The organism is uncultured Streptococcus sp. (assembly GCF_963525625.1).
Lineage (GTDB): Bacteria > Bacillota > Bacilli > Lactobacillales > Streptococcaceae > Streptococcus.
The window spans coordinates 22,130-35,654 of the sequence record NZ_CAURLD010000001.1; the positions used below are offsets into that span (position 1 = coordinate 22,130).

General features: G+C 43.7%; 14 protein-coding genes. All 14 read left to right on the top strand.

The window, feature by feature from the left end; translation table 11 throughout:
- The first annotated feature begins 36 nt into the window (after nt 1-36).
- Nucleotides 37-3,684, top strand: a complete 3,648-nt coding sequence (gene rpoC, locus RYK49_RS00090) for a DNA-directed RNA polymerase subunit beta' (RefSeq protein ID WP_314864508.1) — start codon at nt 37-39, stop codon at nt 3,682-3,684.
- Between the two features lie 764 nt (nt 3,685-4,448).
- Nucleotides 4,449-5,606: a non-hydrolyzing UDP-N-acetylglucosamine 2-epimerase gene (wecB, locus tag RYK49_RS00095; protein ID WP_314831035.1), complete on the top strand. Its 1,158-nt coding sequence runs from the start codon at nt 4,449-4,451 to the stop codon at nt 5,604-5,606.
- Nucleotides 5,599-6,387 carry a hypothetical protein gene (locus RYK49_RS00100; protein WP_002896779.1) on the top strand — a complete coding sequence of 263 codons (789 nt, stop codon included), beginning with the start codon at nt 5,599-5,601 and terminating at the stop codon, nt 6,385-6,387. Before wecB ends, RYK49_RS00100 begins: the two co-directional genes overlap by 8 nt.
- An 11-nt stretch (nt 6,388-6,398) precedes the next feature.
- Nucleotides 6,399-6,542 carry a hypothetical protein gene (locus tag RYK49_RS00105; RefSeq protein WP_002896778.1) on the top strand — a complete coding sequence of 48 codons (144 nt, stop codon included), beginning with the start codon at nt 6,399-6,401 and terminating at the stop codon, nt 6,540-6,542.
- Entirely contained in the window at nt 6,535-7,845 is a 1,311-nt protein-coding gene (locus RYK49_RS00110; RefSeq protein WP_314831036.1) for a glycosyltransferase family 2 protein, read from the top strand. The genes RYK49_RS00105 and RYK49_RS00110 overlap by 8 nt, the downstream gene beginning before the upstream one ends.
- A gap of 8 nt (nt 7,846-7,853) precedes the next feature.
- Entirely contained in the window at nt 7,854-8,960 is a 1,107-nt protein-coding gene (locus tag RYK49_RS00115) for a glycosyl hydrolase family 8 (protein ID WP_314831037.1), read from the top strand.
- A 318-nt stretch (nt 8,961-9,278) separates the two neighbouring features.
- Complete coding sequence (locus RYK49_RS00120; RefSeq protein ID WP_314831038.1) at nt 9,279-9,659, top strand: DUF1033 family protein; 381 nt, start codon at nt 9,279-9,281, stop codon at nt 9,657-9,659.
- A 129-nt stretch (nt 9,660-9,788) separates the two neighbouring features.
- A complete protein-coding gene (gene comGA, locus RYK49_RS00125; RefSeq protein WP_314831039.1) occupies nt 9,789-10,730 on the top strand; it encodes a competence type IV pilus ATPase ComGA in 942 nt (313 codons plus the stop codon).
- On the top strand, nt 10,660-11,694 hold the full coding sequence (gene comGB / locus RYK49_RS00130; protein ID WP_314831047.1) for a competence type IV pilus assembly protein ComGB: 1,035 nt from the start codon (nt 10,660-10,662) through the stop codon (nt 11,692-11,694). Before comGA ends, comGB begins: the two co-directional genes overlap by 71 nt.
- Entirely contained in the window at nt 11,694-12,011 is a 318-nt protein-coding gene (comGC, locus tag RYK49_RS00135) for a competence type IV pilus major pilin ComGC (RefSeq protein ID WP_002896769.1), read from the top strand. Before comGB ends, comGC begins: the two co-directional genes overlap by 1 nt.
- Nucleotides 11,971-12,405: a competence type IV pilus minor pilin ComGD gene (gene comGD, locus RYK49_RS00140; RefSeq protein WP_314831040.1), complete on the top strand. Its 435-nt coding sequence runs from the start codon at nt 11,971-11,973 to the stop codon at nt 12,403-12,405. The genes comGC and comGD overlap by 41 nt, the downstream gene beginning before the upstream one ends.
- Nucleotides 12,371-12,664, top strand: coding sequence for a competence type IV pilus minor pilin ComGE (gene comGE / locus RYK49_RS00145; RefSeq protein WP_002911065.1), 294 nt, complete (start codon nt 12,371-12,373; stop codon nt 12,662-12,664). The genes comGD and comGE overlap by 35 nt, the downstream gene beginning before the upstream one ends.
- Nucleotides 12,648-13,085, top strand: a complete 438-nt coding sequence (gene comGF / locus RYK49_RS00150) for a competence type IV pilus minor pilin ComGF (RefSeq protein WP_311154182.1) — start codon at nt 12,648-12,650, stop codon at nt 13,083-13,085. Before comGE ends, comGF begins: the two co-directional genes overlap by 17 nt.
- On the top strand, nt 13,066-13,458 hold the full coding sequence (gene comGG, locus RYK49_RS00155; RefSeq protein ID WP_314864510.1) for a competence type IV pilus minor pilin ComGG: 393 nt from the start codon (nt 13,066-13,068) through the stop codon (nt 13,456-13,458). Before comGF ends, comGG begins: the two co-directional genes overlap by 20 nt.
- The last annotated feature ends 67 nt before the right edge of the window (nt 13,459-13,525 follow it).

The following is a 13,525-nucleotide window of genomic DNA, read 5'->3' on the forward strand; positions in this document are numbered from 1 at the left end:
ACACACTGATTAGAAAATGAAGAAAGGTAAGAAATAGTGGTTGATGTAAATCGTTTTAAAAGTATGCAAATCACCCTAGCTTCTCCAAATAAGGTCCGTTCATGGTCTTATGGAGAAGTGAAGAAACCTGAAACAATCAATTACCGAACCCTGAAACCAGAACGCGAAGGCCTTTTTGACGAAGTGATCTTCGGTCCAACCAAGGACTGGGAATGTGCCTGCGGTAAGTACAAACGGATCCGTTACAAAGGAATCGTCTGTGACCGCTGTGGTGTTGAAGTAACCCGTGCCAAGGTTCGTCGTGAGCGTATGGGCCACATCGAATTGAAGGCACCTGTTTCACATATTTGGTACTTTAAAGGAATTCCAAGCCGCATGGGGCTCACTTTGGATATGAGTCCACGTGCTCTGGAAGAAGTCATTTATTTTGCGGCTTATGTGGTGATTGATCCTAAGGATACACCGCTAGAGCACAAGTCAATCATGACGGAGCGTGAGTATCGTGAACGTTTACGCGAGTATGGTGCAGGCTCATTTGTAGCCAAAATGGGAGCAGAAGCTATTCAAGACCTCTTGAAACAAGTGGACTTGGAAGCTGAGATTGCTGTCCTCAAAGAAGAATTGAAAACTGCTTCAGGTCAAAAACGGATCAAGGCTGTCCGTCGCTTGGATGTCTTGGATGCCTTCTACAAGTCTGGCAACAAGCCAGAATGGATGGTCCTCAATATCCTGCCGGTTATTCCGCCAGATTTGCGCCCGATGGTTCAGCTGGATGGTGGTCGTTTTGCGGCTTCTGACCTTAATGATCTTTACCGTCGTGTTATTAACCGTAACAATCGTTTGGCGCGCTTGCTTGAGTTGAATGCACCTGGCATCATTGTTCAAAATGAGAAGCGGATGCTTCAAGAAGCGGTTGACGCTTTGATTGATAACGGTCGCCGCGGCCGTCCGATTACAGGACCAGGCAGCCGTCCGCTCAAGTCTCTGAGCCACATGCTCAAAGGAAAACAAGGGCGTTTCCGTCAAAACTTGCTGGGTAAACGGGTTGACTTCTCAGGTCGTTCCGTTATCGCCGTTGGTCCTACATTGAAAATGTATCAATGTGGGGTGCCGCGTGAAATGGCGATTGAGCTCTTCAAGCCGTTTGTGATGCGGGAAATCGTTGCCCGTGATATTGTGCAGAACGTGAAAGCTGCTAAACGCTTGGTAGAACGTGGAGATGAGCGTATCTGGGATATTCTGGAAGAAGTGATTAAGGAGCACCCAGTGCTTCTTAACCGCGCACCGACCCTTCACCGTTTGGGAATTCAGGCTTTCGAGCCAGTTCTGATTGATGGTAAAGCTCTTCGTTTGCATCCGCTGGTCTGTGAAGCCTACAATGCCGACTTTGACGGCGACCAAATGGCTATCCACGTACCGTTGTCAGAGGAAGCGCAAGCTGAAGCACGTATCCTCATGCTGGCTGCTGAGCATATCTTGAATCCGAAAGATGGTAAGCCAGTTGTAACACCATCTCAGGATATGGTCTTGGGGAACTACTACTTGACCATGGAAGAGGCTGGCCGCGAAGGCGAAGGCATGATTTTCAAAGATATGGATGAGGCAGTTATGGCTTTCCGCAACGGCTATGTTCACTTGCATACTCGTGTTGGTATCGCAACAGACAGTCTTAATAAGCCTTGGACAGAAGACCAGAAACATAAGATTTTGATCACAACTGTCGGTAAAATTCTCTTTAACGCGATTATGCCAGAGGAATTGCCTTACTTGCAAGAGCCGACTAATGCTAACTTGACAGAAGGTGTGCCAGCTAAGTACTTCTTGGAGTCAGGACAAAATATCAAGGAAGTCATTGAACAGCTTGAGATCAATGTTCCATTTAAGAAGAAAAATCTTGGAAATATCATCGCGGAAATCTTTAAACGTTTCCGTACAACAGAAACATCTGCTCTTCTTGACCGCTTGAAGAACTTGGGTTATCATCATTCTACTTTGGCTGGTCTGACAGTGGGTATCGCTGATATCCCAGTTGTTGAAGACAAGGCTGAGATTATCGAAGAATCTCACAAACGTGTAGAGCAAATCACTAAACAATTCCGTCGTGGTATGATTACCGACGATGAGCGCTACAACGCAGTTACTGCTGAATGGCGTGCTGCTCGTGAGAAATTGGAAAAACGTCTGGTTGCCAATCAGGATCCGAAGAACCCTATCGTTATGATGATGGACTCTGGAGCCCGTGGTAACATCTCTAACTTCTCCCAGCTTGCTGGAATGCGTGGTCTGATGGCTGCGCCAAATGGACGCATCATGGAATTGCCAATCTTGTCTAACTTCCGTGAAGGTCTGTCCGTTCTGGAAATGTTCTTCTCTACCCACGGTGCTCGTAAGGGTATGACCGATACGGCCCTTAAGACTGCCGACTCGGGTTACCTGACTCGTCGTCTGGTTGACGTTGCCCAAGATGTGATTATCCGTGAAGATGACTGTGGTACAGACCGCGGCTTGCTCATCACTTCTATCACAGAAGGCAAGGAAATGATCGAGTCTCTGGAAGAGCGTCTCAATGGTCGTTACACTAAGAAAACAGTTAAACATCCAGAAACTGGTGCTGTTATTATTGGTCCAAATGAATTGATCACAGAAGACAAGGCTCGTGAAATTGTTAATGCTGGTGTTGAAGAAGTGACAATCCGCTCTGTCTTTACATGTAACACCCGTCACGGTGTCTGCCGTCATTGTTACGGTATTAACTTGGCGACTGGGGATGCGGTTGAAGTTGGTGAAGCAGTTGGAACCATCGCTGCCCAGTCTATCGGGGAGCCTGGTACACAGCTGACCATGCGGACCTTCCACACGGGTGGTGTTGCCTCTAATACCGATATCACGCAAGGTCTTCCTCGTGTTCAAGAAATCTTTGAAGCCCGCAATCCGAAAGGGGAAGCGGTCATCACTGAAGTCAAGGGTGAAGTTACTGCCATCGAAGAAGATGCATCTACTCGTACTAAGAAAGTCTTTGTTACAGGTGCGACTGGCGAAGGTGAATACGTGGTGCCATTTACAGCTCGCATGAAGGTTGAAGTGGGCGACCAAGTCTCTCGTGGCTCTGCCTTGACTGAAGGTTCTATCCAGCCGAAGCACTTGCTGGCCGTCCGCGATGTCTTGTCTGTTGAAACTTACCTGCTTGCTGAGGTACAAAAAGTTTACCGCAGCCAAGGGGTAGAAATCGGCGACAAACACATCGAGGTAATGGTTCGTCAAATGATTCGCAAGGTGCGCGTCATGGATCCAGGTGACACAGATCTTCTTATGGGAACTCTCATGGATATTACAGACTTTACAGATGCTAACCGTGATGTGGTTATCTCAGGCGGAGTGCCTGCGACAGCCCGTCCAGTCCTCATGGGAATCACCAAGGCTTCCCTTGAGACAAATAGCTTCCTGTCTGCAGCTTCCTTCCAGGAAACAACTCGTGTCCTGACAGACGCTGCTATCCGTGGTAAGAAAGACCATCTGCTTGGCCTCAAGGAAAATGTTATCATCGGTAAGATTATCCCAGCTGGTACTGGTATGGCCCGCTACCGCAATCTGGAACCTCAGGCTGTCAATGAAGTTGAAATTATCAACGAAGTGACAGAACTGCCAGATGGATTTGAAACTGAAGAAAATATTGTTCTTAAATAAAGAACTTTCCCTCCCGAAAATCGGGAGGGATTTTTTCTTGCAGCCGATAATTTCTTGCCCGACACTAGATATTATCCTATAATATAATTAGGAACAGTGCTTTTTAATCTCCCCTTTATGACTAAACTATTATAGAAGAATCACGCAAGGTTTCGTGTTTCAGCTTTTTTAGGATAGGAGATGCCACATATATCTTTAATGAGAAAGATCAATGGTTTCTGGTGGTATGATAGCGCTAGGTTATACTATTTTAAAAATCCTAAAATAGTAGGAGGGGCAGGTTTGAAATTTTAAAAAAGAGGAGGTTGGTTTTAATGGTAGTAGTCGAAGATTGTGGAGAACAGTAGCTGGCGTTTATCTAGCTAGCTCATTCATGAAGGGAGGATTTTGAAATATAAAGAGTAGAAAACAATTAGATTACAAATAGAATAATATTTTATTACAATGAATAAAGATTAAAAAATATAGGTAAAAAACACAAAATTCTGCATAAATCAGGGCTTTAAGCCTATAAGTTCTTTCCTTTTTATTTATTTTTTTGAGAAAACCAAAAAATTTCAGCAATTTTAAGTTACAGTTAAGTTAAGAAAATTAAAATAATCTTAAATAAGTTACCAACATGTAAATTACTATTAAGAAAGTATAAAATAATAGTTCATGCTTTGATTATTGAAACGCTTGATGGTAAAATAACTAAGGTTACTTAAAACAAACATTTTTTAGTAAAAAGTTAATATAACAATGTTGATTTTTGGTGAGGAAAAATGAAGAAAATTAAGGTAATGGTTGTTTTTGGAACTCGTCCAGAAGCAATTAAGATGGCTCCACTGGTTATTGAACTGAAGAAGCAGGCAGACTTGTTTGAAACGACAACAGTTGTGACTGCTCAACATCGTCAGATGCTGGATCAGGTACTTGAAACTTTTAAGATTAAGCCTGATTATGATTTGGATATTATGGGGAAGAATCAAACCCTGACAGATATTACTGTCAAGATCCTGCATAAGCTAGATGACATCTTAAAGGAAAACAAGCCAGATATTATGCTGGTGCACGGTGATACGACAACGACTTTTGCGGCTAGTCTTGCAGCGTTTTATAATCAAGTTCGTATCGGCCACGTGGAAGCTGGCTTGCGGACTTGGAATAAATACTCTCCTTTCCCAGAAGAGATGAATCGTCAGATGACTGACTCTTTGACGGACTTGTATTTTGCGCCAACAGATCAGAGTAAGGCTAACTTGTTCAAGGAAAACCATCCGGCAGAAACAGTTTTTGTGACAGGAAATACAGCTATTGACGCTCTCAAGCTGACCGTCCAAGCTGATTATCAGCATGAGGTGCTTGACCGTATTGATCCAGCTCGCAAGATGATTTTGGTGACCATGCATCGCCGGGAAAATCAAGGAGAGCCAATGAGAAGGGTCTTTCGAACTCTACGGCAGATTGTAGATGCCCATGATGATGTAGAAATTGTCTATCCCGTTCACTTGAGCCCAGCGGTTCAGGAAGCGGCTAGAGAAATTCTGAGTGACAATGAGAAAATTCATCTGATTGAGCCTTTGGATGTGTTGGATTTCCATAATATCGCAGCTAAAAGCTATTTCATCATGTCAGACTCAGGCGGAGTACAAGAGGAAGCACCTTCCTTAGGTAAGCCTGTATTGGTACTTCGTGATACAACAGAGAGACCAGAAGGAGTTGAAGCCGGCACCTTGAAGCTGGTCGGTACAGAAACTCAAGCAGTAGCAGAGGCAATGGAAGCCCTGCTGACAGATGAGTCACTCTATCAGGAAATGGCCCAAGCCAGCAATCCATATGGTGACGGTAAGGCTTCGGAGCGGATTGCTCAAGCAATAGCTCACTATTTTAAGCAGACGGCTAGGCCGGAAGAATTTAAGACAGGAGTAAAGAATGTTTAGGAAAAAAGGACTAGAAAAATCATTAGCAGTCTTTGTACTGGCAATTGGACTAATTCTTTTCTACAGTTGGAATTTTGCAGCTAACATATTTTATATCGGAATCGCGCTGATTTTATTAGGTATTTTTAGTGTCTTTGTCCTATCTGATCTCTTGGTGACATGGGCTATGATTCTGGGTGTGGTTATCGCAACTCTGATTTTGCTCTTTGATGTAACCTATCTACCGGACAATCAAGTTCTCTTCTTGCTTTATGTCTTCCCTGTCAGTGCTTGGCTGACCAGCCGAGTGAATTTCTATCTCCATCAGCGCTTGGGATTAGTGCAGGATGACAGTGAAGATGCTGCTGAGGCTTATGAAGAAATGGTTCAGAAAGTAAATCAGAAACAAGCTCCAGCCTTTCAGGCTTTGCTGGTCCATTGGGCACACAATCATCATTTTTATCAAATTCACTCTCGGGAGTACAAGCGGATGCTCAAGAGAATTTTACGACTGCTTAACTGGGACTTCCAGAATGTAGAAACAGTTTACTATGTATCCAATGGTAACTTTCTCGTTCTGGTAGAAGATCTGGATCAGGAAGTCAAGGAATATTTCCAAGAGAAAGTGCGTGACGATTTAACGATGATGCACTTTGAGAATAAGAAAACTGACCAAAAAATTCAGTTTCAGTCCGGCAGTTTAAAATTGAACGCTCAAAACATTGACAAATTCCATAATTTTGATGACGCTTTGAGCAATCTGGAGCGTCAGCTTGAAACCGACATTATCGTAGAATACTAGGAGGTAAACACATGTCTTTAACAGAAGTATTTTTTATCATCTCTATGGTGCTAAGTATCTTTTTTGCTATTAGCTTTTTGGTCCTCTTCATCTATTATCTGGTTATTTACAATCGGGTCAATAAAAATTTTAGGGCGGTGACTCGTCATGATTAGTCAACTTATTATGATTGTCACTCTGTTCTCCATCTGGATATCTCTGGCTTGGGCTTTGGTTATTCTAGGCTCTTCCGTACATTTCTGGATGAAACGCAGTGACTTCAACGTGGATACCAGCCCATTGGAACATTATCCTATGGTTACAGTCGTTGTCCCAGCCCACAATGAAGATGTGGTTATCGCTCAGACAACTAAGGCCATTCTGGATTTGGACTATCCTCATGATCGAGTAGAAGTTCTGCTCTTTGCAGACAACTGCTCGGACGATACCTATCAGGAAATGCTGAAAGTACAGGCTATGCCTGAGTATGCTGGACGCAATGTTATAATTACAGACCGTACAGGTACGGGAGGTAAGGCAGGGGTGCTGAATGATGCCTTGAAGATGGCCAAGGGTGAATATATCTGTGTCTACGATGCGGATGCCATGCCAGAAAAGAATGCTCTTTACTTCCTAGTTAAGAAAGTTTTAGAAGATCCAGAACGTCACGTTGCTTCCTTTGGACGCAATAAGACCCGTAATGCCAACCAGAACTTCCTGACCCGTTGTATCAACCAAGAAATCGTTGTAACTCAGCGTGTTTACCACGTAGGTATGTGGCATCTCTTCAAGATTGGACGGATTCCAGGTACAAACTTCTTGATTAACACTGAGTTTGTTAAGAGTATTGGTGGTTGGAAAAATGGTGCCTTGACAGAGGATACGGAAATTTCCTTTAAGATTATGCAGAGCGGCAAACTGATTGCTTTGGCTTATAACTCAGAGGCTTTCCAGCAAGAACCAGAAACCCTCAAGTCCTACTACTTGCAGCGTAAGCGCTGGGCTAAGGGAAATTACGAGGTGGTTATTGACAACTTCAAGCATCTCTTTAGCGGCGGTAATTGGCGCGTGAAGCTAGAAGTGTTTAATTATTCTTGTATCTTCTTCTGGTTCAATCTGGCGATTGTCTTATCTGACTTGGTTTTCTTTGCCAATGTAGCGGCGATGATTACCCAGCTCTTTATACCGGATGTGCGGATTCCTTTCGCTTTTGATGCTCAGAATATCTATATCGTCCAGCTGATGCTCTTTAACTGGCTTCTGATGATTTTGCTTTATCTTTTGCAGATCAATATCGCCCTGGCTTCTCAGTTTGGACAGGCGACCACCAAACAGATTTGGCTGGCTCTTGTGTCCTATTTGACTTACTCTCAGCTCTTTATCGTTGTTTCTTTAGATGCAGTAGGATCTGTTATCTTGGACAAGATTTTGAAGCGGAAAGAAACCAAGTGGGTTAAAACAAAACGATTTGCAGGTTAGGAGAAAGTGTGAAAAGAACAAGATTAAGATTTATTTGGTTTGTGACAATTCTGGCTGTCTTGGCTGGTATCCTATTGTACACCCGCATGGGCAGTACTCCTAATATCAAAAAGAAAATATACAGCCAATGGTCTAAAGAATATGTCGTAACCAAGGACAAATTGTCTTATATCAGGACGACAAACAGTAAGACTGAAGATGTTGTGCTGTCTGAGGCACAGGGTTATGGCATGGTGATTGCTGTGGATGCAGCTAAGCAAGGCGATGCCAGTTCGGCTGATTTTGAAAAGCTCTACCAATATTATCTAGCTCATCGTCTGAAAGATACCCAGCTCATGTCTTGGAAGCAGACGATTAAGGATGGTAAGAGCAATCATGAAGACGAAAACAACGCTACAGACGGCGATCTTTACATTGCCTATGCTTTGATTCAGGCAGCTAAACAGTGGCCGGACAAGGCGAAAGAATACCAAGATCAGGCTCAGGCTATTCTGAAAGATGTCTTGGCATATAACTATAATGAAAGCAACGGCGTTTTGACGGTTGGGAACTGGGCAAATGCAGAATCGAAATTTTATAATCTCATGCGGACTTCTGATACCTTGCCGCAGCAGTTCCAAGCTTTCTATGACTTGACCAAAGATAAGCAGTGGCTGACAATCCGAGATAACATGCTCGGCAAACTTGAAGCAATCAGCGCTGATAACAAGACTGGTTTGATACCAGACTTTATCTGGGTTGAAGGCGACAAAGTACGGGCTGCTGAGCCTGATACGGTAGAGTCTGCAAATGATGGCTATTATTCTTATAATGCCTGCCGACTTCCTTACAACCTGGCTCAAAGCAAGGATGAAAAAAGTCAAAAAATGCTGAAGAAGATGTTGAGCTTCTTCCTCAATCAAGAAAAGATTTATGCGGGCTACAACCTGAAAGGCGAGGCTCTCAATAGCAATCAGGCTGGCAGCTTTACCGCTCCAGTATTCTATGCGGCTAATAACAATATAGAATTCCGCAAATTAGTACAGCAGAATAAATATCTCTTCATGCAAGGTTTACCGTCAGACAATTACTATGACGCAGCTGTGACGACGATGATTGCTTTAGAAACTTTATAATGCAGAAACGAGCAAGATGAACATTTTGCTTAAGAACATGCAGACAATAGGGTGGGACAAAATGACATTTGTCTCACCTTTTTTAAATATAAAGATTGAGTTTTATTTCCCAGACCGTTAAAATAGAAAGCCTTTATAAGAACACAACATTTGTTCCTAAGGTTATTAAGATTACTATCCGTGAGATTAATCTTCATATTATGAAGAGTGATGCGCTTATCTCCGTTCCAATAAAGTTCTTGTTTTCTGATTTTGAGCAAAATAGTTTTGTTCGTCAAAGAATTCATATATAATATACGGTACAAAGAGAGGACGAGTATGTATTGTGTAATTGAGATGTACGGGGACTATGAACCGTGGTGGTTCCTGGATGGCTGGGAAGATGATATCGTTGCAAAGAAGCAGTTTGATGATTATTATGAAGCCCTTAAGTATTATAAAAGCCGCTGGCTGCAAATGGAAGAGCAGTCACCTTTATATAAGAGCCGCTGTGATTTAATGACAATTTTTTGGGATCCGGAGGATCAGCGCTGGTGCGAGGAGTGCGATGAGAATGTTCAGCAGTATCACTCGCTGTTTTTGCTGGAGAATGACTGCCAGATTCCTAAGAGCAAGTACCGGCCAGGCTATACTAAGCAGAATGGCCTTGAAAAGCACCGAGCTTGCTCAGTTAAACTAAAATCCGCTAAGCCGCTTTAAATCGAAAGAATATATTTTGCAAATCGGATAATAGAGCAGCAGAAGAGACCTAACTTGTTAGAAGTTAAGTTTCTTCCGCTGTTTTTTCTTTTTCTGGATTTTTTGCGAATAGTAAGGTGAGGAGGATATATGGTTCAAGAAATTGCAAAAGAAATGATTAGGCAGGCTCGAAAAGAAGGGGCGCAGGATATTTACCTCATTCCTAAGATTACTTGCTATGAGCTTTATATGAGAATCGGTGATGAACGCCGCTTTATAAAAACTTATGATTTTGAGCTTCTGTCAGCTGTTATCAGCCACTTTAAGTTTGTCGCAGGTATGAATGTTGGAGAGAAACGCCGCAGTCAGCTTGGGTCTTGCGATTATGACTGCGAGGAAGCCAAGGTTTCAATCCGGCTGTCGACAGTTGGGGATTACCGTGGTTTTGAAAGCCTGGTTATTCGACTCCTTCATGATGAAGACAGGGAGTTGCGCTTTTGGTTTGAGCAATTGCCAGAGCTACGTAAGAAAATTCAGGCTCGCGGTCTCTATCTTTTCTCTGGCCCAGTCGGTAGCGGCAAGACGACCTTGATGTACCATTTGGCCCAGCTCAAATTTTCGGATCAGCAAGTCATGTCAATCGAAGATCCGGTTGAGATTAAGCAAGAGGCTATGCTGCAGCTGCAGCTGAACGAAACCATTGGCATGACTTATGACAGTCTGATTAAGCTGTCCCTGCGACATCGTCCAGATCTCTTGATTATCGGGGAAATCCGTGATCGAGAGACAGCTAGAGCAGTGGTTCGGGCAAGTTTGACTGGAGCTACGGTCTTTTCAACGATTCATGCTAAGAGTATTCGAGGTGTCTATGAGCGGCTTTTGGAATTGGGTGTTAGTGAGGACGAGCTAAGAATGGTCCTTCAGGGTGTGTGTTACCAGCGTTTAATTGGGGGAGGAGGTGTCGTTGATTTTGTCAGTCAAAACTATCAAGAGCACGAAGCCGCAGTCTGGAATCAGCAGATTGATCAGCTTTTTGCAGAAGGACATATCAGTGCTGAGCAAAGGCAGACCGAAAAAATTGTCTACGCCTAAGCAGAAAAAGATTATTGAGCTCTTTCATAATCTCTTCAGCAGCGGTTTTCACCTAGCAGAGATTGTAGACTTTCTGAGGCGAAGTGCCTTGCTGGAGGAGGCTTATGTGGCAGAAATGCGGGCAGGCTTGTCAGCTGGTCAGTCCTTTTCAGAGATTGTCAGTCGACTGGGATTTTCCGATAGCGTTGTTACCCAGCTGTCCTTATCTGAGCTGCATGGCAATCTGACACTTAGTCTAGGCAAAATTGAGGCCTATCTGGAAAATCTATCCAAGGTTAAGAAAAAATTGATAGAGGTAGGAACCTATCCTCTCATGCTGCTGGGCTTTTTGGTCCTTATCATGCTGGGATTGCGCAACTATCTTCTGCCTCAATTGGACAGCCAGAATCTAGCTACTCAGCTGATTAATCACCTGCCTCAGATCTTTTTTTGGAGCATCCTTGCTTTAGCTGTCTTGGTTTCAGTGGCTCTCTTTTACTATCGAAAGTCATCCAAGATTCGTTTTTTCAGCAAACTAGCAGCTCTGCCCTTTTTTGGACGCTTGGTACAGGCCTACTTGACCGCTTATTATGCTCGTGAATGGGGCAATATGATTGGTCAGGGTCTGGAATTGAGTCAGATTTTTGCGATTATGCAAGAGCAGCCTTCCCAGCTCTTTCAGGAAATCGGAGAAGATATGGCTGCTGCTTTGCAGGGTGGTCAGGGCTATGCGGAAAAGGTAGCAAGCTATCCATTCTTTAAGAAAGAATTGTCCCTGATGATCGAGTATGGTGAGGTTAAGTCCAAGCTAGGCAGTGAACTGGAAGTCTATGCTGAAAAGACTTGGGAGGAATTTTTCCTACGTATCAACCGGGCCATGAATTTCATTCAGCCCCTAGTATTTATTTTTGTTGCCTTAGTGATTGTTTTACTTTATGCGGCAATGCTCTTGCCCATTTATCAGAATATGGAGGTTCATTTGTAATGAAAAAACTTAATACCTTAAAAGTTCAAGCATTCACCCTTGTGGAAATGCTGATTGTCTTGCTGGTTATCAGCGTACTCTTGCTGCTCTTTGTGCCTAATCTGACCAAGCAAAAAGATGCTGTTTCAGATACAGGAACTGCAGCGGTGGTCAAGGTGGTAGAAAGCCAGGCGGAGCTGTATGAACTGAAGAATACCAATGAAAAGGCTAGCCTGAGCAAGCTAGTCAGTGCAGGAAATATCAGCCAGAAACAGGCAGATTCTTATAAGGCTTACTATGGAAAACACAGTGGCGAAACTCAAGCGGTTGCCAATTAAGGCTTTTACCCTGCTGGAAAGTCTCCTCGTTCTTTTTGTTGTTAGTTTTCTACTACTAGGATTATCTGGATCGGTGAGGGCTGGCTTCAATCAGGTTCAAGAGCAACTCTTCTTTTTAGAATTTGAGCGGCTCTATCAGGAGACGCAGAGGCTGAGCTTATCTGGGCATGAGAAACTTTCTCTCAAGATTTCAGGACGGCAGATTTCCAATGGCTATCAAGAACTGGATTTTCCGCAAACTTTGCAGAATCATGAGCAGCAAGTCATTCAGTTTGACCGGTCCGGTGGGAATTCATCACTCAGCAAGATTATTTTTCAGACGGAGGACAGGACAGTTGTTTACCAGCTTTATATGGGCAATGGCAAGTTTAAAAAGACGACAGCTTCAAGCTAGCATTCTGCTGGAAGCTCTGGTGGCCATGGCAGTTTTTGCGGCTATTGCCAGTCTGCTTCTGGGACAGATTAGCCGGTCTCGTAAAGAGCAGCAGATCCTTCTGCAGCAGGAAGAGGTGCTTCGGGTAGCTCGTATGGCCCTGCAAACAGGACAAGAAGAGCTTCATATCAATGGAATTGCTGTGCGTCAGCTTAAGACAGATAAGCAGCTGCTGGTCTATCACGAAGGGGAGGTAGTTATACGTGTCCAAAAACCTTAAAGTCAAGGCCTTTACTCTCTTGGAGACCTTGGTAGCCTTGCTGGTTCTCAGTGGCGGGGTGTTAGTCTTTCAGGCCATGACCCAGCTCATATCTTCAGAACTGCATCAGCAGGAGAACAATCAACAGCAAGAGTGGCTTTTGTTTGCCGACCAACTGGAGACAGAGCTTTCGCGAAGTCAATTTGATAAGGTTGAAGATAATAAAATCTACATCAGACAGGATGGCAGGGACTTGGCCTTGGGTAAATCCAAGGGAGATGATTTCCGTAAAACAGATAAGAGCGGTCGCGGCTACCAGCCCATGATTTATGGTTTAGAAGCAGCTGACGTCCGTCAGGAAGGTAAGCTTGTCCATCTTCATTTTCGCTTTGAAAAAGGCTTAGAGAGGGAGTTCATCTATCGTGTGGAAGAAGAAAGTTGAGGCTGGTATTTTACTGTATGCGCTATTGATGGCTGCTGTCTTTAGCCTGCTCCTGCAGTTTTATCTCAACCGTCAAGTCAGCAGTCAGCGTTTGCAGCTTTTCAACAGGGAAAGGACGGAAGCCTATGCAATGGCAGTTCTGACAAAAGCTACAGCCAAGGATGATAGCGATGAGATGGAGTTTGAGCAGGGCAAGGCGGTCTACCGTAAGAAAGGGAAGGAACTGGAAATCAGCAGTCAGCTCAGCAGCGGGCATTCCTATTCCTTTACTTTTACCATTTCTAAGAAGGAGGAAGAGAAAGCTAAGGAAGACAAGAAAGCAACTGAGAAAATTGAGAAAGCGGTTTCGGACGAAGCTAGTAAGTCGGACTAATATAACTGTAAAATCTTTGTAATTTTATATATCTTGGAAAGGTTCCTTATTTTTGGTATGATAGGAT